This window comes from Arthrobacter sp. M4 (assembly GCF_020251205.1).
Classification (GTDB): Bacteria; Actinomycetota; Actinomycetes; order Actinomycetales; family Micrococcaceae; genus Arthrobacter.
Genome location: NZ_JAIWYX010000002.1, coordinates 538,163 through 562,421 on the forward strand (window position 1 = coordinate 538,163; position 24,259 = coordinate 562,421).

The 24,259-nt window shown below is 62.7% G+C and carries 21 protein-coding genes; 5 read left to right on the forward strand and 16 right to left on the reverse strand.

What is annotated here, in order from left to right; translation table 11 throughout:
- Window positions 1–65: 65 nt before the first annotated feature.
- The 6 genes from LD110_RS06095 to ychF form a co-directional block, all read right to left on the reverse strand.
- Window positions 66–1,781: an ABC transporter ATP-binding protein gene (locus LD110_RS06095; RefSeq protein ID WP_225497141.1), complete on the reverse strand. Its 1,716-nt coding sequence runs from the start codon at window positions 1,779–1,781 to the stop codon at window positions 66–68.
- 11 nt (window positions 1,782–1,792) lie between these two features.
- Window positions 1,793–2,743, reverse strand: a complete 951-nt coding sequence (locus LD110_RS06100; protein WP_225497143.1) for an ABC transporter permease — start codon at window positions 2,741–2,743, stop codon at window positions 1,793–1,795.
- Window positions 2,733–3,662, reverse strand: coding sequence for an ABC transporter permease (locus LD110_RS06105; RefSeq protein ID WP_225497145.1), 930 nt, complete (start codon window positions 3,660–3,662; stop codon window positions 2,733–2,735). Before LD110_RS06105 ends, LD110_RS06100 begins: the two co-directional genes overlap by 11 nt.
- A 126-nt stretch (window positions 3,663–3,788) precedes the next feature.
- Window positions 3,789–5,471 (reverse strand): ABC transporter substrate-binding protein, encoded by a 1,683-nt coding sequence (locus LD110_RS06110; RefSeq protein ID WP_225497147.1) that lies wholly within the window; start codon window positions 5,469–5,471, stop codon window positions 3,789–3,791.
- A gap of 304 nt (window positions 5,472–5,775) precedes the next feature.
- The gene (locus LD110_RS06115) at window positions 5,776–7,458 is read right to left on the reverse strand and encodes an ABC transporter family substrate-binding protein (protein ID WP_225497149.1); all 1,683 of its coding nucleotides are present in this window, start codon (window positions 7,456–7,458) and stop codon (window positions 5,776–5,778) included.
- 88 nt (window positions 7,459–7,546) lie between these two features.
- On the reverse strand, window positions 7,547–8,632 hold the full coding sequence (gene ychF, locus LD110_RS06120) for a redox-regulated ATPase YchF (RefSeq protein ID WP_225497150.1): 1,086 nt from the start codon (window positions 8,630–8,632) through the stop codon (window positions 7,547–7,549).
- Between the two features lie 125 nt (window positions 8,633–8,757).
- Between ychF and rmuC the strand changes: the two genes are divergently transcribed.
- The gene (gene rmuC, locus LD110_RS06125; protein ID WP_225497151.1) at window positions 8,758–10,023 is read left to right on the forward strand and encodes a DNA recombination protein RmuC; all 1,266 of its coding nucleotides are present in this window, start codon (window positions 8,758–8,760) and stop codon (window positions 10,021–10,023) included.
- 61 nt (window positions 10,024–10,084) lie between these two features.
- Here the strand turns inward: rmuC and LD110_RS06130 are convergent, their stop codons facing one another.
- The gene (locus LD110_RS06130; RefSeq protein ID WP_225497152.1) at window positions 10,085–11,170 is read right to left on the reverse strand and encodes a 4-hydroxy-3-methylbut-2-enyl diphosphate reductase; all 1,086 of its coding nucleotides are present in this window, start codon (window positions 11,168–11,170) and stop codon (window positions 10,085–10,087) included.
- Between the two features lie 211 nt (window positions 11,171–11,381).
- Between LD110_RS06130 and xseA the strand changes: the two genes are divergently transcribed.
- The gene (gene xseA / locus LD110_RS06135; protein ID WP_225497154.1) at window positions 11,382–12,698 is read left to right on the forward strand and encodes an exodeoxyribonuclease VII large subunit; all 1,317 of its coding nucleotides are present in this window, start codon (window positions 11,382–11,384) and stop codon (window positions 12,696–12,698) included.
- 57 nt (window positions 12,699–12,755) lie between these two features.
- Window positions 12,756–13,016 carry an exodeoxyribonuclease VII small subunit gene (locus tag LD110_RS06140; protein ID WP_225497156.1) on the forward strand — a complete coding sequence of 87 codons (261 nt, stop codon included), beginning with the start codon at window positions 12,756–12,758 and terminating at the stop codon, window positions 13,014–13,016.
- 101 nt (window positions 13,017–13,117) lie between these two features.
- Here the strand turns inward: LD110_RS06140 and LD110_RS06145 are convergent, their stop codons facing one another.
- The 7 genes from LD110_RS06145 to LD110_RS06175 form a co-directional block, all read right to left on the reverse strand.
- Complete coding sequence (locus tag LD110_RS06145; RefSeq protein ID WP_225497158.1) at window positions 13,118–13,966, reverse strand: polyphosphate kinase 2 family protein; 849 nt, start codon at window positions 13,964–13,966, stop codon at window positions 13,118–13,120.
- Window positions 13,967–14,018: 52 nt separating this feature from the next.
- A complete protein-coding gene (locus LD110_RS06150; protein WP_225497159.1) occupies window positions 14,019–15,239 on the reverse strand; it encodes a pyridoxal phosphate-dependent aminotransferase in 1,221 nt (406 codons plus the stop codon).
- A gap of 140 nt (window positions 15,240–15,379) precedes the next feature.
- On the reverse strand, window positions 15,380–16,363 hold the full coding sequence (locus LD110_RS06155) for an ABC transporter substrate-binding protein (protein ID WP_225497161.1): 984 nt from the start codon (window positions 16,361–16,363) through the stop codon (window positions 15,380–15,382).
- Window positions 16,360–17,106 (reverse strand): ABC transporter permease, encoded by a 747-nt coding sequence (locus tag LD110_RS06160; protein WP_225497163.1) that lies wholly within the window; start codon window positions 17,104–17,106, stop codon window positions 16,360–16,362. The genes LD110_RS06155 and LD110_RS06160 overlap by 4 nt, the downstream gene beginning before the upstream one ends.
- The gene (locus tag LD110_RS06165) at window positions 17,103–17,819 is read right to left on the reverse strand and encodes an ABC transporter permease (protein ID WP_225497165.1); all 717 of its coding nucleotides are present in this window, start codon (window positions 17,817–17,819) and stop codon (window positions 17,103–17,105) included. Before LD110_RS06165 ends, LD110_RS06160 begins: the two co-directional genes overlap by 4 nt.
- On the reverse strand, window positions 17,819–18,916 hold the full coding sequence (locus tag LD110_RS06170; protein ID WP_308012409.1) for an ATP-binding cassette domain-containing protein: 1,098 nt from the start codon (window positions 18,914–18,916) through the stop codon (window positions 17,819–17,821). The genes LD110_RS06165 and LD110_RS06170 overlap by 1 nt, the downstream gene beginning before the upstream one ends.
- Before the next feature lie 178 nt (window positions 18,917–19,094).
- Window positions 19,095–19,643, reverse strand: coding sequence for an NUDIX hydrolase (locus LD110_RS06175; RefSeq protein ID WP_225497167.1), 549 nt, complete (start codon window positions 19,641–19,643; stop codon window positions 19,095–19,097).
- Window positions 19,644–19,740: 97 nt separating this feature from the next.
- Between LD110_RS06175 and LD110_RS06180 the strand changes: the two genes are divergently transcribed.
- Window positions 19,741–20,856, forward strand: a complete 1,116-nt coding sequence (locus LD110_RS06180) for a pirin family protein (protein ID WP_225497169.1) — start codon at window positions 19,741–19,743, stop codon at window positions 20,854–20,856.
- Between the two features lie 80 nt (window positions 20,857–20,936).
- Here LD110_RS06180 and LD110_RS06185 read toward each other — a convergent pair whose 3' ends face one another.
- Together LD110_RS06185 and LD110_RS06190 are read right to left on the reverse strand one after the other, a co-directional pair.
- Window positions 20,937–21,836 (reverse strand): N-acetylglucosamine kinase, encoded by a 900-nt coding sequence (locus LD110_RS06185; RefSeq protein WP_225497355.1) that lies wholly within the window; start codon window positions 21,834–21,836, stop codon window positions 20,937–20,939.
- A gap of 102 nt (window positions 21,837–21,938) precedes the next feature.
- On the reverse strand, window positions 21,939–22,907 hold the full coding sequence (locus LD110_RS06190; protein WP_225497171.1) for a LysR substrate-binding domain-containing protein: 969 nt from the start codon (window positions 22,905–22,907) through the stop codon (window positions 21,939–21,941).
- An 86-nt stretch (window positions 22,908–22,993) separates the two neighbouring features.
- On the opposite strand from LD110_RS06190, the gene LD110_RS06195 reads away from it, so the two are divergent.
- Entirely contained in the window at window positions 22,994–24,226 is a 1,233-nt protein-coding gene (locus LD110_RS06195) for an MFS transporter (RefSeq protein ID WP_374200306.1), read from the forward strand.
- The last annotated feature ends 33 nt before the right edge of the window (window positions 24,227–24,259 follow it).

A 24,259-nucleotide genomic window follows, 5' to 3' on the forward strand; every position in this document is an offset into this window, starting at 1 on the left:
AATTGCAGTAGGCAACGGCTCCTTCTTTGTTCTTTTGGCGCTCTCGTCGACCGCTGGGCGGCCCGCTAGGCGACCTCGGGCGGCAGCATGAGCTTCCCGCCGGGGATCGCGTTGAGCAGGGCCTTGGTGTAGTCCATCTCCGGCGATTCGAACACGTCGTCAGTGGTGCCCGTTTCCACCAGCTTGCCCTTCTCCATCACACAAACGTGGTCCGCAATTTGCCTCACCACGGCCAAGTCATGGGTGATGAAGAGGTACGTCAGTCCCAGGTTGGATTGAAGCTCTGCCAGAAGGTTGAGGACTTGGGCCTGCACCAGCACGTCAAGGGCAGACACGGCCTCGTCGCAAATGATCACTTCCGGATCAAGCGCGAGGGCGCGGGCGACCGCTACGCGCTGACGCTGACCACCGGATAGCTCATTTGGGTATCGTTGCATCGTGGACTGCGGCAAAGCGACCTGATCCAGCAATTCCCGGACCTTGATCTCGCGCGTGGTCCTGTCCCCGATCTTATGGGTACGCAAGGGCTCTTCGATGGTCCGGTAGATGTTGTACATCGGATCGAGGGAGCCGTACGGGTCCTGGAAGATCGGTTGGACACGCCTCCGGAAGGCGAAGAGCTGCTTTGGGGTCAACGTGGAGGTGTCAACGCCGTCGAACACAATCCTCCCTGACGTTGGTGCGAGGAGGCTCAACACCATCTGGGCCACTGTGGACTTGCCCGAACCTGACTCTCCCACGATCGCCGTCGTCGTTCCCCGCTGCACGCTGAACGAAACGTCGTCCACTGCGGTGAAGTCCGTCCCCCTGCCCAGGCCGGAACGCAGCTTGAACACCTTGGTGAGGTTTTCCACCTGCAGCACGTCGGCGGGAAGGTGCTTTTCCACGACCGCTTCGCTGGGCGCAAGAAGCTCCTCACTCTCGATGCCACGTTCCTTGGCCACCTGGATGCGCCGGGATGCGAGCGAGGGCGCAGAGGCTACCAGTCGCTTGGTGTACGGGTGCTGCGGATTGCGCAGCAACTCAAGTGACGGACCGGATTCAACGACGTTTCCGCGGTACATCACAACCACCCTGTCTGCGCGTTCCGCGGCCAGGCCAAGGTCGTGGGTGATGAGAAGGACCGACGTGCCCAACTCCGACGTCATTGTCTCGAGGTGGTCGAGAATCTGACGCTGGACAGTGACGTCCAGGGCCGACGTCGGCTCATCGGCGATGAGCAGCCGCGGCTGGCACGAGAGGCCGATAGCGATGAGCGCCCGCTGGCGCATACCGCCCGAGAATTCATGGGGATACTGCTTTGCCCGGCGGGCCGAATCGGGCAGGCCTGCCTCCGCCAGGGCCTTGGCGACGTCGGCAGGGCCGTCGGGTTTCCCGTTGGCTCGTAGCGTTTCCTTGACCTGATAGCCAATCTTCCACACCGGATTGAGGTTGGACATCGGATCCTGCGGCACCATGCCGATGGTGTTGCCGCGCAGTTCGATCATGCGTCTTTCATGAACGTGGGCAATGTCCTCGCCGTCAAGCAGAATCTGCCCCCTGGACACTCGCCCATTGGGCGGCAGCAAACCAATGGCGGCCAGCGCCGTCGTCGATTTTCCCGAACCGGACTCGCCCACGATGGCAACTGTCTCGCCCTGCATGATGGTGAGGTGGGCGCCGCTGACGGCGTTGAACTCTCCGCTGCCTGTCTTGAAGGAGACATCCAGGTCCCTAATTTCCAAGAGCGGACGCTCAGCCAGCGAACTGGCCTCTTCGATGGTGATCTGGGTGGATTTCATAGTCGAGTCCTTCATCGCTGGCGGCTCTTCGGGTCGAGTGCGTCGCGCACGGCGTCGCCCAGCATGATGAAGCTGAGCACAGTGACGGACAGGGCAATGGCCGGATAAATCAAGATCATCGGGTTCGTCCGAATGGAAGTCTGGGCCGCGGAGATATCGTGGCCCCAGCTCATGATCGACTCAGGCATGCCGACGCCGAGGAACGACAACGTTGCCTCCAACACGATGAACACCCCGAGCTCCAGCGTTGCGAGCACGATCACCGGGGCGATGGCATTCGGCAGCACGTGGCGGGCCAGGGCTCCGAACTTCGAAACCCCCAGGGCCCGCGCCGCCGTGACGAAGTCAGCGTGCCTGACCTCGATCACTGCGCCTCGAGTGATTCGTGCCATCTGCGGCCACGCCAGCATGGAGATGACCAGCACCACGGTCCAGACACTCTTGTTTTCCCGGAAGAACGGCAGCTGCGTGATGACCAGTGCGCCCAGAAGGATGGGTAGGGCAAAGAAGATGTCACCCAGGCGGGCCAGGACTGCGTCAATCCAACCCCCGTAGTAGCCGGCGAGGGCGCCAAAGGTGACTCCGATGACCAGGACGCACAAAACTGACAAGACACCGGTGCTCAGGGACGCCTGGGTGCCATGGATGATGCGCGAATAGACATCGCAGCCCTGGAAGGTGAAACCCAGGGGGTGCCCTGCGGTGGGCCCGGCCTCAGAGTTCGCCAACAGGCAGTTCTGGTTGGGCGGAGTTTGGGTGAACAGGCCCGGGAAAAGGGCCACAGTGATGATCAGCAGGATCATCACGGACGAGATGATGAACAGCGGACGACGGCGGAGCTTCCGCCACGCATCGGCCCAGAGGCTCAGCGGCGCCGCTTCAACCCTGAGGGTGTCCGTCGGCAGCAAGGGCGTTTCATCGACGGGAGCGACGAAATGCTCAATTTGGCGGTTACTTTTCATAGCGGATCCTCGGGTCAAGCCAGGCGTACAAAAGGTCTACAAGGAGATTGGCCACAACAAACACCAAGACCAGCACGCTCACGATGATGACCACCGTGGGCCCTTCGCCCCTCAGCACGGCTTGGTAGAGCTTGTTTCCCACTCCGGGAACGTTGAAAATGCCTTCCGTCACGATGGCACCGCCCATGAGGCTTCCCAGGTTGGCGCCGAGGTAGGTCACCACGGGAATCATCGAGTTCCGCAGGATGTGGGTCATCACCACGCGCGGGCGGGACAGGCCCTTGGCTGTGGCAGTTCGCACGTAGTCGGCGTTCATGTTTTCGATTACCGAGGTACGCGTCAGCCTCAGGACGTAGGCGAAGGAGACAAGTCCCAGCACCACAGCCGGCAGGATAAGTGTTTCCCAGTTGGCATTGGCTCCAACCGTCGGCTTGGCCCAGCCAAGCTGGACGCCGAAAATCAGCTGGAAGACGAAGCCGAGCACGAATGTGGGGACAGCGATCACGACCAGGGAGGCCACCAGTACAGTGGAGTCGAACAATTTGCCACGGCGGAGGCCGGCGAACAGCCCAAAGGCCACGCCGAACACTGCCTGAATAATGAGCGCTTCGATGGCGAGCATAGCTGTCACGGGGAATATCCGGGCCAGCGTGGCTGCGATGGGTTGTTGTGTGTAATCCACGCCAAGGTCAAAGGTGAACAGGTTTTTCAAGAAGATGCCGTACTGGACCAAGAAGGGCTGATCGAGGTGGTACTGGGCACGCAATGCGTCGATCACGCTTTGCGGCGGCTGCTTGTCACCGAACAGCGCGGCAATGGGGTCGCCCGGCAAGGCGAAGACCATGTAGTAGACGAGAAGGGTGGTACCCAGGAAAACGGGGATCACCTGTAAGAGACGCCGAAGGATATAGCGGGTCACTTGGCGCTCCTTCCGGCGGGGATGCGAGGGAGATTCATGGTTGCCTTCCTGCCGCGCTGCAGGCGAATGGGGGCCCGGCACGAGGCCGGACCCCCACTGCCTCACGGCAAGTTCAGATCCTGTGGACTACTTTGCCTGGATGTTGTAGTAGAGGACGGCGCCGTTCCAGCCTGTTTCAGCTGACACAACGTTGTTGCTCCACACAATCGGGCGTGTCTGGTACCACAGGGGCAGGCCGGGAAGTTCCTTGAACAGGACTTCCTGTGCCTTGTTGAACTTGGCGTTGGCATCCGCGGTGGACTTAGCGGCAAGTCCTTCCTGAAGCAGCTTGTCGAACTCCGGGTACGAGAACTTCTCGTAGTTCGAGGATGCTCCGGTCTTCCATACAGGACCGAGGAAGTTGTAGAGCGACGGGTAGTCGCCCTGCCAGCCGGCGCGGGTCAGGCCGGGCAGGCTCTGGGACTTGCGCAAGTTCAGGACTTCGGCAAACTTGGCAAATGGCTGGATTTCAGCCTGGATGCCGAGGTTGTTCTTGAAGCCATTTGCTACGGCGTCAATCCATTCCTTGTTGCCGCCATCAGTGTTGGAGGCGATCAGGAGAGGTTTGGAGGCGTCATACGGCTTGATCTTCTCAGCCTGGGCCCAGAGATCCTTCGCCTTGGCGGCGTCGAACTTCAGGACTTCGTTGCCGGGGATCTTGTCGCTGTAGCCGTCCAGCACCGGGGAGGTGTACTCGGTGGCCGGCGTACGCGTTCCGTTGAAGACCACCTTGCAGATCTCTTCACGGTTGATCGCATAGGACAGCGCCTGGCGGCGCAGCTTGCCTGCTTCACCCTGGAAGTTGGGGTTGTACGGCGGAATGTTCAGCGTTGCGTTCAATGCCACAGGCTTGATGAGGTTCCGGCCTTGGAAGTCGCTGGTGAACGTCTTCAACGCATTGGACGGCAGGACGTCGGTGACGTCGAGGTTGTCAGCCTGCATATCTGTATAGGCCGGGCCCGGGTCGGTGTAGAACTTGAAGGTCACGCCACCGTTCTTGGCCTTACGCGGACCGTTGTAGTCGTCATTCCGGACAAGGGAGATGGACTGGTCATGGACCCATGCTCCCGTCTTCGCCATCTTGTAGGGTCCGTTGCCGATCGGGTTCTCGCCAAACGCCTTGGGATCTTTCAGGGCAGCGGAGGGCAGCGGGTAGAAGGCGGAGTAGCCAAGACGCAGGGACCAGTCAGCCTCAGGCTGGGCCAGTTTCACCTGGATGGTGGAGTCGTCCTTCAGGACCAGCCCGGACATCGTCTGGGCCTTCGGCGCCGGCGTGCTGGTGGTCTTGCCATCCGGTGTGGTGCTCTTGGTTACGGCGCTCACCGCGTCGTAGCCCTCGACGGATTCGAAGAATGAGCCGTTGTTCTGCAGGTTGGTACTCAGCGCGGCGAAGTTCCAGGAGTCCACGAAGGTCTTGGCCGTAACTTCCTCGCCATTGGTGAACTTGGAGCCCTTCTTGACCTTGATGGTCCAGTTCTGGGCATCGCTCGAATCGATCGACTCAGCGAGGGCGTTGATCGGCTTACCGCTGGGGTCGTAGGCGCGAAGGCCTTCGTACAGCAACTCGACGACGCGCCCGCCGTAAACTTCGTTGGTATTAGCGGGCAGGAGCGGGTTCTGCGGCTCATTGCTATACGCGGTTATGACCTTGTTGGGATCAGTGCTGGCAGTGCCGCCGCCGGTAGTACCGCCGCCGCCACCGCAACCGCTAAGGGCAAGGGCGGCAGCAGCCGCCATGCCCAACACTGTGGAAGTGCGCTTGAAACGCATTCCGCCTCCTCTGAGTTGTTGGAGTTAGTTGGGGAAAAGTCGTGAAATCCCCTAGGCCCGGTACAGGATCGTGCTGTGTACGGACTGTGACGTGGCCTACATATGCCTTTAGCCTAACCACACTAAGTCCAAATAATGGACGATGTTGCCAAACCGTAACCACTATGCATGGCAAATCGCCCGCATTTACAAAGCACGGGTTACCCGCTGGTAGACTGACGGGTTACTCGGCGGTAGAAAAGATGACTTGACAGTGATGACAACCTTGAGGACCAAGGCGGAGAGCGTTTTCTCCAGCAGGCCGCTAGCCGCTCCGCGGAGCCAGCCAACCCCAATCGTAGAGGCTGGACCAAATGCCCAGGACGGTGCCTGCAGGTGCCACGCCAGCAAGCTCAGCATTGTGGGCGACAACGCCGATAGTTCGATACAAGGGAAGGCCATACGCCGAATCCCACAATTTGCGGTCAAGCCGTGCGAGCAATTGATCCCGCTTCTCGGTTTCCGCCGTGACAGCAATGTCTGCAATCAACGAATCTGCTTCGGAATCGGAGAATCCATTGAAGTTGTTCGGGGCATCCGACGCGAAAATCTGTCCGGCGACCGAAGCGGCAGGTTCCGGAACAGCCCAAGCGAAGATGGCGGCGTCGTAGTCTCCTCCGGCCAAGGCGCGGGTCCATGCTGAACCGCCCCGTCCGCCGTCGACGACGACGAAGCCCGCCTTTTCGGCCGCAGCCCTGACCTGGCGGAAAGCGGCCACCCTGTTGGGGTTGTCGGTGTTGTACAGGATGCGCACGCGAGGCGCGGTGTCTCCGAGCATACGGCGGGCACGGTCGACGTCGGGCTCCCGATAGTCTGCGGAGCCGTTATCCTTGACGACCCTCTGGTAGGCCGGATGTCCGGGAAGGAAAAAATGGGAGTCCAGCGGCGCTACATCGGGGTCCAGGGCGCCGACGATGGCACGGGCGATCTCCGAGCGGGGAACGGTCCGCAGAAACGCCTCCCTTACCGCACGATCCTTGAACGGTCCCCTGAAACTCAGGTCCAAGTGCTCGTAGCCGGGCTGCTCGAAGCGCTGCACCGCGTGCGGGGAGGAACCGAGTTCCTCAAGCGCTGTGATGCCGTCCATTGCAGCCTGCGGCACTATGACGTCCGCGGACCCATCCATGAGTCCGGCCACTTGCGCCGCTGTGGAAGGCACGAAGCCCACCACAATCTCGTCGGGCGCAGGGTCGGGGCCCCAGGCGTAGGTGGAGTTGCGTACCAACGTCATGGACGTGCCAGGCACGAGGGATTGAACGCGGTACGGTCCGGAAGACAGCGTCAGTACGGGATCAGTAGGGAGGGTGGTCGCGTCGAAGCCTGTGTTCCACACTTGCGCGACCGCCAGGAGCCGCGGCGAAGAAAATGTTTGAGGCGCCCTGCGGTTTCCCTTTGGAGTCTGCCTGAAGAGCGAGATCAGGGATGCCTTGCCGGGTAGACCAACCTTCTCTGCAACCACGTGCGCGGGGACGTCGACGACAAGAGCCAGCTCCCATTCGGTCGGGCGCTTGGTAAACGTCAAAGTGATTGAACGGCCATCGTCCCCAATCTCCGGAAAGCCGGTCTGGGCAAGGCGCAGCACTCCCCCGGCAGGAGCGAAATACCGTGTGCCCCTGCCATCGGCCGTGTCGTCGTCAAAGTAGCCTGAGCCTGCGGCCCAGGCCAGCACGAGGTCGACGGCGTCAATGGACGTGCCGTCTGACCATACGACGCCGGGACTCACCGTGTATTGAACGGTGAACGGATCGTCGGACTGCTTTCGATACGTGCCAAATCGCTCATTGCGGACGATCGCCCGGTCCGGGCTGACATAGCCGAACCCGGACCTCGTGGCATGGGCGATCTTCGCGTTGATGTCGGTGTTGCCCGACGCGGAAGCCGCGTTGAAGGACGTGAAGGCGTTGGCCTCCAGGACGGTCACTCGGCCGCCACGGATGGGCTCAGCCACGGAACTCCCCCTGCACGCATTCCACGCATCGATTCAACGCCGCTGCTGTGCCGGATAGCAAGCCGGCAGCGCCGCGAGCTGACAGCGGCTATACGTTGAAGCGGAACTCCACCACGTCGCCGTCGGCCATCACGTACTCCTTGCCCTCAATCCGGACTTTGCCGCGGGACTTGGCCTCCGCCATGGAACCAGCCGCAACGAGGTCCTCGAAGGAGACCACCTCGGCCTTAATGAACCCGCGTTGGAAATCGGAGTGGATCACGCCTGCTGCCTGCGGTGCCGTGTCGCCCTGGCGGATGGTCCAGGCGCGGGCTTCCTTGGGGCCGGCGGTCAGGTAGGTTTGCAGGCCGAGGGTATGGAAGCCAACACGGGCAAGCTGGTCCAGTCCCGATTCATCCTGGCCGTTCATTTCCAGCATTTCCCGGGCTTCCTCCTCGTCGAGCTCCACGAGGTCCGCCTCCAGCTTGGCATCCAGGAAGACGCAATCTGCCGGGGCAACCATTGCCCGCAGCTCGTCCTGCTTCTCCTTGCTGCCCAGGATGCCTTCGTCCGCGTTGAAAACGTAGATGAAGGGCTTGGCCGTGAGCAGGCTGAGCTCCTTCAAGTGCTCCATGTCCAGTTTGTCCTTGGCGATGGAGGAGAAGATGGTGTCGCCACGCTCCAGGACCACCTTGGCAGCCTGGATGGCCGACAGCTCGGCAGCCTCGCGCTTCTTGATCTTGACTTCTTTTTCGATGCGGGGCAGGGCCTTTTCGATGGTCTGCAGGTCCGCCAGGATCAGTTCAGTGTTGATGGTCTCGATGTCCGAGCTCGGGTCTACCTTGCCGTCGACGTGGACCACATCCGGGTCGTCAAAGACACGGACCACTTGGGCGATCGCCTGTGCCTCGCGGATATTGGCCAGGAACTGGTTGCCGAGGCCTTCACCTTCCGACGCGCCCTTGACGATGCCCGCAATATCCACAAACGACACCACAGCGGGCAGCTGCCGCTGCGAACCGAAGATCTCCGCCAGCCTCTGGAGGCGCGGATCCGGCAGGTTGACCACGCCGACGTTGGGCTCGATGGTGGCGAACGGATAATTCGCTGCGAGCACCTGGTTGCGGGTCAGTGCGTTGAAGAGTGTTGATTTGCCGACGTTGGGCAGTCCGACGATGCCAATAGTAAGAGCCACGAGCATCCATTCTACCGGTCCCGCATCCGCCGCCCGCACGCTGCTGACGCAGTGTGGAAAGCGTTTGGGGGCACTTTGGGAGCGTCCCGACAAAGATTGTCATACCCCCGTGCGATGGTGAAGGCATGGATGGATTTGCAGTGGTTCTTGCGTTGTTGATGCTCATACTTGGCGCCGCGGCCGGCGCCTGGGGAAGCTTTGTTGTGAACAGCCGGCGGGCGCGCGCCTTGGAAGAGGATTTCGACGGCGTCTCGAGCCGGCTCGCCGACGTTACCGCCCAGCTGGCGGCAGCAGATGCAGAGCGGCGCCTCCTCAGCACGCAGAACCGCGAACTCAGCGACTCCCGCGCCCAGGACGGCAGCATCCTGCGGGCGCTCGCGCCTGTCGCTGAAAAGCTGTCCGCAGTCCAGCAGCAGGTTTCCCTGCTGGAACGGGACCGCGTGGAGCAGTACGGCCAGCTTGCCCAGCAACTCCAGGACGCCAGGCTTTCCGACGAGAAGCTCTTGCAATCCACACACGCACTCGCTGCGGCGTTGCGGTCCAACAGTGCCCGCGGACAGTGGGGCGAGATTCAGCTCCGCCGAGTCGTGGAAGCCGCCGGGATGCTCAGGCATGTGGACTTCAACGAACAGGTTCATGCAACGTCCGGGGACACGGCTCTTCGTCCCGATCTTGTTGTCCAGCTTCCTGGGGACAAGCAGCTAGTAGTTGATGCCAAAGTTCCTCTGGCGTCGTACCTTCAGGCCCAGGAATTGCTGAACGCTGCGGTCCCGTCCCACGGAACGGTCGACGGCGGCGCTCATGCCTCGGGGACCACGCCGGCGGGGCTGCTGGCTGCGCACGCCAAGGCGCTGAAGGCACACGTGGATGCCTTGGGGTCCAAGAAGTACTGGGACATTCAAGGAAACTCCCCCGAATTGGTCATCTGCTTCCTGCCTGCCGAGTCCATTCTGGCGGCGGCTCTCGACGCTGACCCCTCGCTCCTCGACCACGCCATGTCCAAGAACGTGGTGCTTGCGTCCCCCGGCACCCTGCTGGCGGTGCTCAAATCAGTCGCCTTTACTTGGCGGCAGGACGTCCTGACTGACAGCGCTCGTGAATTGTTCGACCTCGCCAGGCAGTTGTACGAACGGATGGGAACGCTGGGAGACAACGTGGGCAAGCTCGGGTCGTCCCTGAAGACGTCCGTCGACCGCTACAACGCGCTGGTGGGCACCTTGGAGGCCCGGGTGCTTCCCACGGCACGGAAACTGAACGCTATGGACACAGCAGGACTCAGCGTTCCACCTGCGGTGGACGTAGCACCAAGAACCCTTGCCGCCCCGGAGCTACTGGCTGTGCAGGCATCCACAGCTCAGGGGGACAGCGACGAAGAGGAATCCGCGGCCTAGCGGCCCCAGGGAACCTTAGAGGCTATTTGGCGCGATACCGTGCCGAAAGCCGAGGAGGACCTCAGGAAACGGGGCGGTTCCCGCGCCCACCCAGGGCGCGGGAGACGTCCCCAGCTTCCTTGAGTGTGGCTCGGAGTTCCTTGGGCAGCGAGAAGAGGAGGTCTTCTTCGGCCGTCACAACTTCCTCGACAGTGCCGTAGCCGTAGTCGGCGAGCAGGCGCAGGACGTCCTGAACGAGAACCTCGGGTACGGACGCACCGGAGGTGACGCCGATGGTGGCCACACCCTCGAACCAGGACTCATCCACCTCATTGGCGAAGTCCACTCGGTGGGATGCCTTAGCTCCATACTCGAGTGCAACTTCAACCAGTCGAACGGAGTTGGATGAGTTTGCCGAACCCACAACGATCACAAGATCCGCGTGAGGCGCGATCTTCTTGATGGCGACCTGTCGGTTGGTGGTGGCATAGCAGATGTCGTCGCTGGGCGGGTCCTGGAGAGTGGGGAAACGCTCCTTCAGCAGCCGAACCGTCTCCATGGTCTCGTCCACGCTGAGCGTGGTCTGCGAAAGCCAGATGGTCTTCTCAGGGTCGCGGACGGTGACCTTGTCCACTTCGTGCGGACCGTTGATGATCTGGATGTGTTCTGGAGCCTCGCCGGACGTGCCTTCCACTTCCTCGTGGCCTTCGTGTCCGATGAGCAGGATGTCATAGTCTTCCCGGGCGAAGCGCACGGCCTCCCGGTGAACCTTGGTTACCAGCGGGCACGTTGCGTCGATCGTCCGCAATCCGCGGTCCTCGGCAGACTTCACCACTGCAGGAGAGACACCGTGGGCGGAGAAAATCACCAGCGCACCCTCGGGAACTTCGTCAGTCTCATCGACGAAAATGGCGCCCTTCTCCTCCAAGGAAGAGACGACGTGTACATTGTGGACGATCTGCTTGCGCACGTAGACGGGAGGACCATAGTGCTCAAGCGCTTTTTCTACAGCAATGACGGCCCGATCCACACCGGCGCAATACCCGCGGGGAGCAGCCAGCAAGACTTTCTTGGGGCTTGTGACCGGAGCTGCGGCAAGCACCTCTTCCGGTGTGCGCCGCCTCCGGGGAACGGTGGGCATCGGGATGGAGACTGCTGTGCTGGTCATGATTCCATGCTACCGGCGCCTTCCGGCAGCACCTGACGGTTCAGCGGCGAGCGATACCCACAACCCGAAATGTCAGTACCGGGTGCTACGGATAGAGTTGGACGGCAGAAGGAAGGCTCACGCATCGAATCGTGAGCCCGCGCTGCGAGCAAGATCCTAGGCGGAGTTGCCAGCAACGGCAGCACAGCAGACGTATTACGGGACGGGAGACATGGACGACCTGCATGGCGACGACAGCCTGGTCCCGGGTGGTTCACAGACCGAATCACCCAAGCCCGCGTCCACGCTCCCGGCAACTGCCGCGGAGACCTCGCCGGACAATCCATGGCCCCTACATGTGCTCTCGGGCAAATTAAAGCAGCACATCGACAGGACCCCCGCGGTGTGGGTGGAAGGCCAGGTAATCGAACTCAGCCGTCGCGGCGGCAATGCCTTCCTGACCCTTAGGGACGTGGACCGGGAAGCCTCCCTGCCGGCTTCCGTCTGGTCAACGGTGCTCAATCGCAAGCGAATTCATTTGGAACGTGGGTCCCGGGTGGTCGCCCTGCTCAAAGCGGAGTTCTGGATCAAGACGGGCCGGCTGAACATGTCTGTCAAGGACATCCGCCCAGTAGGCCTTGGTGACTTGCTGGCACGAATAGAGAAGCTGCGCCAGGCCCTCGGTGCAGAAGGCCTCTTTGCCGAGTCCCGGAAGCGCAGGCTCCCACTGCTCCCCCATCGCATTGGCCTAATTACCGGACGCGATTCCGATGCAAAGAAGGACGTCCTCCGCAACGCCGCCCTCCGGTGGCCCGCAGTCGACTTTGATGTCCGGGAAGTTGCTGTCCAGGGCAATACTGCCGTGGGCCAAATCATTCGCGCACTGAAGTCCCTTGACGAAGACCCGCATATCGATGTGATCGTCATCGCCCGCGGTGGCGGCGCATTGGAAGACTTGCTCCCGTTCAACAGCGAGGACCTCATCCGTGCAGTCGCGGCGGCAACGACGCCCGTGGTCAGCGCCATTGGGCACGAAGCGGACCATCCGATCCTGGACGACGTGGCGGACTTGCGGGCCTCCACTCCCACCGACGCAGCCAAGCGGGTAGTTCCTGACGTCGCCGAAGAACTCGCCCGGGTAAGGCAGGCAAGGGCGCAGCTAAGACGGGCGGTAGAACGGCTGGTCGACCGCGAGGCCGATCGGCTGCACGCTCTCCGTTCCCGGCCGGTACTCGCGAGCCCTGAAACTGCTTTGGTACTCCGGTCCGACGAGGTGGAACGGCTGCGGAGGCATGCCCACACGGCCGTCAGCTCCGCCGTCGTCCGCGCCCTGGACCAAGTCCACCACCTCCGCGCCCAGGTGCGGGCGTTGTCCCCGCAGAAGACGCTGGACAGGGGCTATGCCGTAGTCCAACTCAGCAACGGGGCACCGCATGACGTGGTCCGCAGTCCGGAGCAGGCTCCGGAAGGCACCGCCTTGGCTGTGCGTGTTGCGGAAGGCCGCTTCGCAGCCGTGTCCGCAGGGCACGGGGAGATTAATGAGGATTAAGACCGCAAGAAGTGCACGGCGAGAGCGTTGCGCTTAACGTCGCAGGAGGAGCAGTACGTGACCGAAACACCAAACAACACCCGCCATCACACCGCAGACGGGTTACAGGGCCTCAGCTACGAGGAAGCCCGTGAACAGCTAGTGGCCATCGTCGGCCGCCTGGAGGCTGGTGGTGCAAGCCTTGAAGAATCCCTCTCCCTCTGGGAAAAGGGCGAGGCTTTGGCCAGGCATTGCGAGGAATGGCTTGAGGGCGCCCGCCGGAGGCTCGCAGCGGCACGTTCAGAGGCTCCGAGTGAAGAGCAGGACTCCGCGTCCTAAGGGATCCGCGTCCTAAGGGATCCGCGTCGCAAGGGTCCTCGTCCCAAGGGATCCTACGGAGTATCCTCCGCATGTTCATCGGCTGAAACCGCAGGGACTGACTACTGAAGAACCCGCAGTCGCTCCGCTTGGACGTCGTACTCCACCGTCGGCCACTCCAGGCCAAGGCTCCCTAAAGTTTCCAGGAGAAGTTGTTGCACGGCGATGCGCGCGTACCATTTCTTGTTTGCGGGAATAACGTGCCACGGTGCCGGGCTGTTGGTTTTCTCGAATACCAGTTGGTATGACTCCATGTAGGACTCCCAGAAAGCACGCTCTTCCACATCGCCCGGGTTGTATTTCCATCGCTTTGTGGGGTCATCAAGGCGCGCCAGGAGACGTTTCCGCTGTTCGTCCCTGCTGATGTGGAGCATGACTTTGACTACCGCCGTGCCTTTCTGGACCAGGCGCTCTTCGAAGTCGTTGATTGCGGCGTACCTACGCGCCAGCTCCGGGCCGCGCGCCCAACCATGGACACGGTGAATCAGCACGTCCTCATAGTGAGAGCGGTCAAAGACGCCGACCATACCGGGCCCGGGAACAGCATTCTCGATGCGCCACAGAAAGTCGTGGGCCCGTTCTTCCTCCGTGGGCGCCTTAAATGCCTTTAGCTGGACACCTTGGGGATCCATGCTTCCCACCACGTGAGCGACTATGCCGCCTTTGCCTGCAGTGTCCATAGCCTGGAGGATCAGCAGGACGCGCCGGTCAGAGCCGAACCTGCCACAGGCAAACAGCATTTCCTGGAGTTCTGCGAGCTTGCTGTCCTGGGCAGACAGCAGCGCCACGCCTTCAGCCTTGCCGCCGGCGTAGCCAGGAGTTGCGTCCGGGTCCACGTCACCCAGTTGGAAGCCCTGAGCTACTCTCAAGGTCTCGCTTGGACTGGCAAGGAACTCCACTGGACCGGACATGCAATGCCTCCCTCAGCCGTTGCCGCAGCGTTACGCGGCACTTGGGATCAGGCTAGTTGCCGGCGTAGCGGGCGAGGAAGTCCGCCATGCGGCCAATTGCCTCTTCGATGTCCTTGACGTTGGGCAGTGTCACCATGCGGAAGTGGTCAGGGCGGACCCAGTTGAAGGCGCGGCCATGGGAAACCAAGATCTTCTGTTCCCTGAGGAGGTCCAGGACGAACTTCTCATCATCCCGGATGTGGTAAACCTCCGGATCGAGCTTGGGGAAAAGGTAGAGCGCTCCGCGTGCCTGCTGGGTACTGACTCCGGGGATGGCGTTCAACAGGTCGTAGGCCTTGTTGCGCTGCTCCAGAAGGCGGCCGCCGGGCAGGATGAGGTCATTGATGCTCTGGTAGCCGCCAAGCGCTGTTTGGATGGCGTGCTGCGCAGGAACGTTGGCACATAGCCGCATGTTGGCAAGCAGGTTGATGCCTTCGAGGTAATCTGCGGCTTCGGCCTTGGGCCCGGAGATCGCCATCCAGCCGGCGCGGTAGCCGCACACCCTGTAGGCCTTGGAGAGTCCGGAGAACGTAAGGCAGAGCACGTCTTCCCCGGTGATGCCTGCCATGTTCACGTGCACGGCATCGTCGTAGAGGATCTTCTCGTAGATCTCGTCGGCGAAAATCACCAGGCCATGCTTGTCCGCCAGGGCCACCATGCTGCGAAGCGTCTGGGCCGGGTAAACGGCGCCCGTGGGGTTGTTCGGGTTGATGACCACGATGCCCTTGGTGCGCGATGTGATCTTGGATTCCAAATCGGCCAGGTCCGGCTGCCAGCCGGAGTCCTCGTCGCACAGGTAGTGAACCGGGCGACCGCCGGCCAGGGCGACGGAGGCAGTCCACAGCGGATAGTCCGGCGTCGGGATAAGGACCTCGTCGCCCGGCTCGAGGAGGGCCATGAGGGACATGGTGATGAGCTCGCTGACGCCGTTACCGAGGTAGATGTCGTCAACATGGATGTTCTGGATCCCGCGTGTCTGGTAGTACTGCGACACAGCTGTCCGCGCCGAGAAGATGCCCCTGGAATCGCTGTAACCCTGGGCATGCGGCAGGTGCCGGATCATGTCCACCAGGATGGCGTCGGGGGCCTCAAAGCCGAAGGGAGCGGGATTGCCGATATTCAGCTTGAGGATGCGGTGGCCTTCGGCCTCCATCTGCTGGGCGGCTTGCAGAATCGGTCCACGGATGTCGTAAAGGACATTATGAAGCTTGGTGGACTGTTTGAATTCTGCCATTCCTCAAATATGCCATATGGAGGATGTAGAACCGCTGAGACAACGCTCACAGTCACGACGACGGCGGACGGCCCCGAAGGACACGTCCGCCGTCGTACTGTGGCTACCGCCGAACGCGAGCGCCTAATGCGCGCCGCCGATTACTTCACCAGGCCCTTGTCCTTGAGCCAGGCCGCCGCCGCATCTTTGGGGTTCTGCTTCTGGCTGCCGCTCACGGCCCGGTTCAGGTTGATGAGGTCCTCCGTAGTGAGGACCTTGGACACCGCATTGAGGGCGTTCTTGGCCTGGTCCGTCACCTTCGCCTTGTTGTAAAGGGGCAGGACTTGCTGGGCAATGAAGTTGTTCTTCGGGTCCTCCAGAACCACAAGATCGTTGTCCGCAATGGATGGCGTGGTGGTGTAAATATCAGCCACCTGGACCTGGTCGGACAGAAGCGCCTTGAGGGTCACTGCGCCCCCGCCGTCGGTGAAGGGCTCCAGCTTCTTTGGCACGCAGTTGTAGTTCTTCTTCAGCCCGGGGAAACCGTAGGCGCGTTCTGCGAAGGTAGCCGGCGCGCCAATTGAGAGCTCGCTGCAAACCTTGGCCATGTCCTCGATGGACTTGAGCTGGTACTTCTGCGCAGTGGCCTTGGTGACCACCATCGCGTCCTTGTTTTCAGCCTTTGAGGCGTCCAGCACGGCGAGGCCATTGGGAAGCTTGCCGGGCAGCGCCTTGGAGATGTCATCCGCGGAAACTTCTTTGGCTTCCTTGTCCACGTGGAGGAGAAGATTGCCGCTGTAGTCCGGGACAACGTCCACGGAACCATCCTGAACCGCCTTGAAGTAGACCTCACGGGACCCAATGTTCGGCTTGGTGCTCGCGGTGACTCCCGCGGCGTTGAGGGCTCCGGCGTAGATCTCGGCGATGATCTGGCTCTCAGGGAAGTCTGCCGAGCCAACTACAAGGGCCTGGTTGCTTCCCCCCGTATTGCTGGCTGCTCCGGTGTTGAGCGGGCTGGAACCGCCGCCACATGCCGTCAGCACCAGGACCAGCCCCGTTCCGGCGGCCAGGCCACCGAATGCACGGCGGCCAAGCTGCGGAAAACGGCTTCCGGAGTCCGTTGGGGTGTGGTGGTTTTCCTTCATGACCTACCTCCTTGAGCGACAGTCCCGGCCGCTGCCGGTTCCATGTTGTGGTTTTCAGCCGGCCGTTGGCCGGAAGTCCTAATGGAGAGCCCCCGCGGCGTGAGGACGTTCTGAAGCGGACCGAGTAAGAGGTCAACCCCGATGGCCAGGGCTGCAATCATCAGCGAGCCGCCAAACATTTGCGAAAAGTCGGACAGCACCAGGCCGTCGAAGAGGTACCTACCCAGGCCTCCAAGATTGATGTATGCCACCACGGAAGCTGTTGCGATGACCTGCAGCACTCCGGTCCGGAACCCCCCAAACATCACTTGAAGGCCGTTCGGAACCTCGACGCGGAAAAGGATCTGCCACTCCGTCATCCCCATTGCACGCGCGGCATCGACGACGTTGCGGTCCACACTGGCAATGCCCGCGTACGTTCCAGCGAGCAATGGAGGAACTGTCAGTATGACCAGCGCCCAAATGGGAGGCATGAGGCCAATGCCCGCAACAAGCACGAAGAGCGTTAGCAGGCCGAGCGTGGGCAGCGCACGCAGGGCGCCCGCGAGCGCCACCACCGCCACGCGTCCGCGTCCCGTATGCCCCACGTACAGCCCTACAGGGACGGCGATGGCGATAGCGATAAGCATCACGAGCCCTGTATACGCCAGATGCTCCGCAACCCGCACCGGAATCCCGGTAGGACCGGACCAGTGTGCCGGATCCGCGAGCCAGGCGAACGTATCGGTGAAGACGTTGCTCATGCGCGGCGCTCCACTCTGGGCCGGGTGGGTGTTGACTCGAGTTGCACTGCCTCAAGCCCCGAGGGCCGCACGCGTCCCGCCGTCGCGCGCGTCCACGGCGTCAACAGCCGCTCCAGCAGGACCAGCGCACCGTCGGTGAGCAGCGCCAGGAGGAGGATCGCCACGATGCCAACCACAACCTCGGTGACGAAGTCCCGCTGAAGTCCGGCAGTGAACAGCATTCCAAGGTTGCCGATGCCCAGGAGTGCGGCGACGCTCACCAGGGAGATATTGCTGACAGAGACAACACGCAAGCCTGCAAACAGGACTGGGAGGGACAGCGGCAGGTCAACGAAAAGGAAGCGGGCCGCCGGTTGGAAGCCCATTGCTGTTGCGGCGTCACGGAGGTCCTCGTCCACCGAGTCAAAGGCATCCAGCGCGGCTCGCACCAGCAGCGACACAGCGTAGATGGTGAGGGCGACGATGACGTTGACCGGGCTGAGGATAAGGGTGCCGAGGATTGGCGGCAGGATGATGAACAGCGCAAGTGAGGGAATCGTGTAAAGCAGCGAACTTGCGGTCAGCACTGTAGTTCGAAGGGCCCTGTTCCCGCGCACGGCCTGGGCAAGGGGTATGGAAATGGCCAGGCCCAGCAGCATGGGCACGAGCGCCAGTACCAGGTGCTGGCCAGCGAGGTCCAGCACCATGGAGATGTTGGCAAGGAACCAGTCCATTATCTGCCGTCCTCACGGCGCCGGCGGACTTCCTCGATCAACTCCATGACTTCGTTGGATTTGATCACCCCTGCGAGCCGTCCGTTTCCGTCCACGGCAACTCCGATTCCGGACGGCGAGGACAGCGCGGCATCAAGTGCGCGGCGCAGGGTGTCTCCCGGGCGGAACAGCGAGCCACCGGGAATCAAATCGCCACCTCGCGGAGACACCCAGCCCAGCGGTCGGGAATCGTCGTCCACAACAAGGGCCCAGTGACCGTTGGCGCCGCCCTCGGCGACAGCTTTCAGCTCACTGCTGCGGATAGTGGACACCGAGTGGAGCTGAACGCCGTCGGCTCCCGAGAAACCGAGGTGACGGAAGCCCCTGTCCCGGCCCACGAACGAAGCGACAAAGTCGTTTGCGGGGGCACGAAGGATTTCCTCGGGAGTGGCGTATTGTGCCAGCCTGCCGCCCACCGCGAAAACGGCCACCTTGTCGCCAAGCACAGTGGCTTCGTCAATGTCGTGGGTAACGAACACGATGGTTTTGGCCAGGTCCCGCTGCAGCCTCAACAATTCTTGCTGCAGCTCCTCGCGCACCACCGGGTCAACGGCGCTGAACGGCTCGTCCATCAGCAGCACGGGCGGATCCGCCGCGAGCGCCCGCGCGACACCGACGCGCTGTTGCTGGCCGCCTGACAGTTGCGCCGGGTACCGCTTGCCGAGTGCCGGAGCCAGCCCGACGACGTCGAGCAGTTCCGCCGCCCGCTTTCGGGCCGCCGCCTTGGGTACGCCGATGAGCCGGGGCACCGTGGCGATGTTGTCAAGCACTGAGCGATGCGGCAGGAGGCCGGCGGACTGCATCACATATCCCATGGACCGACGCAGACGTGCAGGGGGCTCCGTTGAGATGTCCTTTCCTCCCACGGTGATGGTGCCGGACGTCGGCTCCACCATCCGGTTGATCATCCGGAGCGATGTGGTCTTGCCGCAGCCGGAAGGTCCCACGAAGACCGTAATGGCGCCCTTGTCGATGGACATGGTGAGACTGTCTACAGCAGGGTGTCCGCCTTGGTACTGCTTGGTAACGCTCTGGAACTCGATCATGGCTTCAACCATTCCCGGCATACCTCACTGTCGGCGGCATCGGACGCTAAGCCACGGGTTTTGGCCATGCTGACACGTTGGCTGTAACTGAACCCAGCGTAGTCAGCACCACCGACATTGTCAGCGACGCCGCTGGCACCGTAATGAATCGGCAATGCCAACCGGACGCCCTCCCGGGCCGGACGGAGCGTCAACCATGGCTTTGCTGCGGTTGGCGCGACGATCGGAGCAGACCGTTGGGCGGCCGTTCTTCGTGAAGCCTGATGCCCGCGTCCACCAGGGGAAGGCGATTCAACGAGTCCACCTCGGAAAGCTTGAACCAAGCCGCGTGGGTGGTGGTTCCGTTCACTTCGTGGGTGAGTTCGCCTCCTGTGATGGTGGCCTGGTAGATCAGACGCAGTGCCTCGAGGGGCCTGCCCGCGGCGGGACCATCACCCGATTCGTCTTCCGGCTCGTCCACACCGTTCGTATCAGTATCGGTCCAGCCGGCGGCGGGCCTTTCCGCTGAGGACCACACGTGGACGTCAACTCCAAGCATGGGGCCTATGGAGGTGTGATACCCGGTTTCCTCGAAAACTTCCCGCCGACAGCCATCGACGGGATGTTCACCAACGTCCAGGCCACCGCCTGGCAGCGTCCACGCTTCGCGACCTTTGTGCTTCCAATAGGCCAGAAGGATGGAGCCGTTGTGGATGATGACACCGTAGGCGGCTGGTCGGGTGTCGAATTGCAGGCTCATTCGCCCAGCCTATCCCCAGCCTTGCTGAAGCCGTTGCCGGCAGCCTGCCGTACCAAGCCGCATTCCCGCATTGTCGCGGCGGGCCTAGGCTGGGAGGATGACCAACCTCGAAACGGCGCCAGCCCAGGAAATCTGCCCTGCAGCCCACCCGGGACAGGGGCCATGCGTACAACTTTGGCCGGCCCGCAACGTGCCGCTGGGCGGCGTCCGGGCCATGACGGTGTCGCGAACCCTGCCACAGCGAGGGCTCCCGACGGTGGGTGCCTGGTGCTTCCTGGACAGCTTCGGACCCGATCGCGTGGCCATGAGCGTTCTCCCCCACCCGCACATGGGTCTGCAAACAGTGACGTGGCCGTTGACGGGCTCCGTGCGGCACCGTGACAGCGTGGGAAGCGACGTCGTTGTCCGGCCGGGCGAATTGAACATCATGACCGCCGGCCGGGGCATTTCCCACTCGGAGTTTTCGGTGCTGCCCAGCGGCAGCAATCCAGGTGGCGAAGATCAACCGCACGACGGCGGAACGGTCACCGAAGGCCGGGGCACCGGCGATGGCGGCGAGGGTGCCCCTGCGCCCGCCGCCGCGGCGGATCCAGCGGACATTCCTGTAGCAAGGGGCCTTCAGCTCTGGGTTGCGCTGCCGGATGCTGAGCGGCACCGGGCTCCGGCCTTTGAGCAACACAAGGACCTGCCCCAAGTGACCGGCCCGGGCTTTGAGGCAACAGTGATGGTGGGAACCTTTGCTGGCAAAACGTCGCCCGCAACCATGTACAGCCCCATTGTTGGAGCTGACGTGAACGCGTCGGGGTCCGTTGAACTTCCCCTTGACCCGGACTTCGAACACGCCGTCCTGGTTCTCGACGGCGGCCTCTCCCTGGACGGTGAAAGTGTCCCGCCGGGCCCACTCGCCTACCTTGGTGCGGGCCGTAACTCACTGAACGCCGACGCCGAGCCGGAGACGCGCCTGCTGCTGCTGGGTGGTCGGCCGTTCGAAGAGGACATCCTGATGTGGTGGAACTTCGTTGCCCGGACACACGAAGAGGTGGTGGAGGCCCGGAGCCAGTGGGAGAGCCTGGCGGCCCAACCAAACGGCGAGGCCGAGCAGTCCAGGTTTGGCTTGGTTAAGGGCCATGGACCAGATGCCGGAGTTGAAGCTGGAAGGATTCCCGCCCCGGAACTCCCCAGTGTCCGGCTGCGTCCGCGCACCCGCGGTTAGGTTCCAACGCCCTTCCACGGCGTTTGTGTACAGCCACGTAAATCGCCATCAAGCGGTACGAATGTACCAAACTCCAGCAGTTAGCTCTCTTCAGCGAGGAGATGGAGTACGCCCATCACGGGCTCCTGGTCCAGCACGCGGACATCCGTGATTCCATGGGCTGCGAGCGCAGCCCGGAAGGCGTCTTGGAGGCGTGGCACGTTCATGCCCAGGCCGCCGCCCAGCACTACAGGCCCCCGGATCCGCAGTTGCCGTGCCGCCTGGGCTGCCAGGTCCGCAAGGTCCTGTCCTGCCTGTTCCACGAGCAGCCGACTAGCGGCGTGGCCCGCGTCGGCAGCCTCAATGACCAGCCGGGCCTGCTGCGCCCAATGCCGGCGACCCGTGGCCGCTGAGTGGAACATGGCAATGAGCTTGTTGGGGTCGTCCAGCCCGCACGCGGTCAACAGGGCCTGCGTTAGCTCGTCCGGGGGAAGCCCCTGGTTCATCCGCCGCAGGCTATGGCGGACGGCTTCCCGGCCAAGCCAGTAACCGCTACCCTCATCTCCGAGCAGATAGCCCCAGCCGCCCGCGCGGGCCTCATCGCCGTCGTCGTTCTTTCCCCACGCGGCTGAACCGGTTCCCGCTATAACAGCTACGCCCGTACTGCTGCGGCCTGCCGCCAGAAGCAGCCGGGAATCATGGACAACCGTCACATCGGCGCCCGGGACGTGGGGTTCGATCAACGCGGCCAGCGCGCGGGCGTCGTCGTCGGTGTCAATGCCGCCGGAGCCCACATAGACGCGCGAAACCTTCCGCCCATCTGTGCCAGGACCACCTATCCGGGAAAATAGCTCGGCGATATTGGCAGCCGCCACCTCGCGCGGGACGTTCTGCACATTGGAACTGCCGGTGCTGTCATCCCGGACGACGACGCCGTCCTCGAAGCGGACGCCGTGCGTCTTGGTGCCGCCAATATCCAGGCCAATCACGATCCCCTGCATGGGAGTGGGATTGTCGACCGCCGGCGTCTGGGAAGTGTTCACCGGTACAGCGTACGCGAGGGAACCGTAAGCGAAAGTGGCTGGCGCCGGCACTCCCCCGGTTCAGGCGGAACGCGACCTCACCAACCCTTCCAGCATGGACGGCCCCTCCTTGACAACCATTTCCCTGAAGAGTTTCAGTTGGCGTGGCTCCTTGGCGCGCTCCCGCCAGGCCAGCCCTGTTTCCCGGAATGCCAGCCCGGACTCGATCGGAAGTTCCACCCAGCCAAGGTCCGTTCCCGGCTGGAGACCGTGCGGTCCCCTGCCCAAACCTCCCGGCGGTGCAATGCCATAACCAAGCCCCGCGGACACAAGGCCCCGAACGGTGTGGGAATCCTGGCTCTCGAACGCTGTGCGCGGGCGGAAACCTGCGTCACGAAACAACGCATCCGTGAGTGCCCTCAGGCCATAGCCCGGTCCCATGGAGACAAAGAGCTCGTTGCGCATGTCCCGGAGGGCCACGCTGTCGCGGGTCGCGGCCGGGTGCCGATGATGCACCAGCAGTCGTAACGGTTCGCGGTACAGGACGGCGCTCTGGATGGATCTGCCTGGTACCGCTACGGGCGCAGTCAGCGCAAAATCCGCATCGCCTGCGGCAAGTTCGTCCAGGCAACTGTTGCGTGCCCCCTGGCTGAGCGCGAACGCGGTCTGTGGGTGGCGGCGACGGAACTCGCTGATCAGAAGAGGCAAGGTGGCTTCGCCGAACGTGTGCTGGAAGGACACGGAAATCCGTCCCCGAACCACCTCCGATTCCGTGCGCACCCTGTCCAGCCCGCTGCGGAACTCACCGAGCGCCGCTTCAATGTACGGCAGGAGTGTCTCTGCCGCATGGGTGAGGCGGATACCCCGCCCGTCGCGGACCAGGAGTTCAGTCCCGACGACGGCGCTCGCCCGCGCCAGCGCCCGGCTCACCGTGGACTGCGGGAGCCCCAGGGCTTCGGCCGTTTCGGTCACGTGCCTGGTCCGGCCGAGTTCGGCCAGGACCGGCAGAAGGGGCAACAGCTGGGTTAGCTGGCGGTGTTCCAGGTCCATCGGAGGTCAATTCATCCACAATTAGCATGTTTTCTGATTCATTCATGCATTGGAAGCATCCCATAGTGCAGGCCTACCGTGGAAGTGTGAGCAAAACTCCAGTCGCAGGTTTGCCCCGCTCAGGGGAACTGAATACATCCGACTGGGCAGGGCATCCCAAGGGCTCGCCCGGCTACCGGCGCATCCTGCTTGCGTTGGCCTGCGCCGGCGTAGCCACGTTTGCGCAACTGTATTCAACGCAGGCCGTCCTTCCCCTCATGGCCGAGGATCTCGCGGTCCCCGCCTCGCAGGCCGCGCTGACTGTATCGCTGGCGACGATCGGCCTGGCAGCAGCGGTGCTGCCGTGGTCCTTCGTAGCCGACCGGATTGGACGGGTTCGGGCCATGGCAATCGCCATTGCGGCGGCCACCATCTTGGGGCTTCTGGTCCCGTTGTCGCCCTTCTTCGAAGCGGTACTTGTCCTGCGTTTCCTCGAAGGTGCCGCCTTGGGAGGCATACCCGCAGTGGCCATGGCATTCCTCGGTGAAGAAGTGCACAAATCGCACACCGCGATGGCGGCAGGCAGCTACATTGCGGGCACCACGCTGGGCGGGCTTTCTGGACGGCTCCTTGCAGGCCCTGTTGGTGAAGCGCTGGGTTGGCGTGCCGCCACAGGTGCCGTTGCCGTGATGGCGGCAACGGCAGCGTTGATGTTCGTTCTACTCGTGCCTAGACCGCAAGGCTTCAGCCCCTCCCGTCGGGCGGGCTTGCGTCCGGCCATGAGGGCCTTGGTTGGGGCCCTCCGCGAGCGCCGGTTGTTGGCCCTCTACGCCCAGGCTTTCTTCCTGATGGGCGGCTTCGTGGCCGTTTACAACTACCTCGGCTTCCACCTTGAGCGGGACCCTTTTGGGCTTCCCACAACCATGGTGAGCTTGATCTTCCTGGCCTACCTTGCTGGAACGGTCTCCTCCCGCTGGGCGGCAGAACTGACCTCCCGCTGGGGCCGCCGTCGTGTGCTGACCGCAGGAATAGCCGTCATGATCACAGGCATCCTGCTGACCACTGTTCCGGTCCTTGCTGCAATACTCACCGGGCTGGTGATATTCACGGCCGGGTTCTTTGCAGCCCATGGAATCGGATCAGGATGGACCGGTGACCTCGCTCCGGCCGCCCGGGCCCAGGCTGCATCGCTCTACAACCTGGCTTACTACCTTGGTTCCAGTGTGCTGGGCTGGGCCGGCGGATTGGTGTATGAGAGCTTCGGTTGGGTCTGGATGGCGGGTGGCGTCGCTGTGTTGGCTACCGTTATGGCTGCAGTGGCCGTGGTGGCGCACCGGTAGCCCTGAATTTTTCGGTCCGGCGTGTCCTTCTGT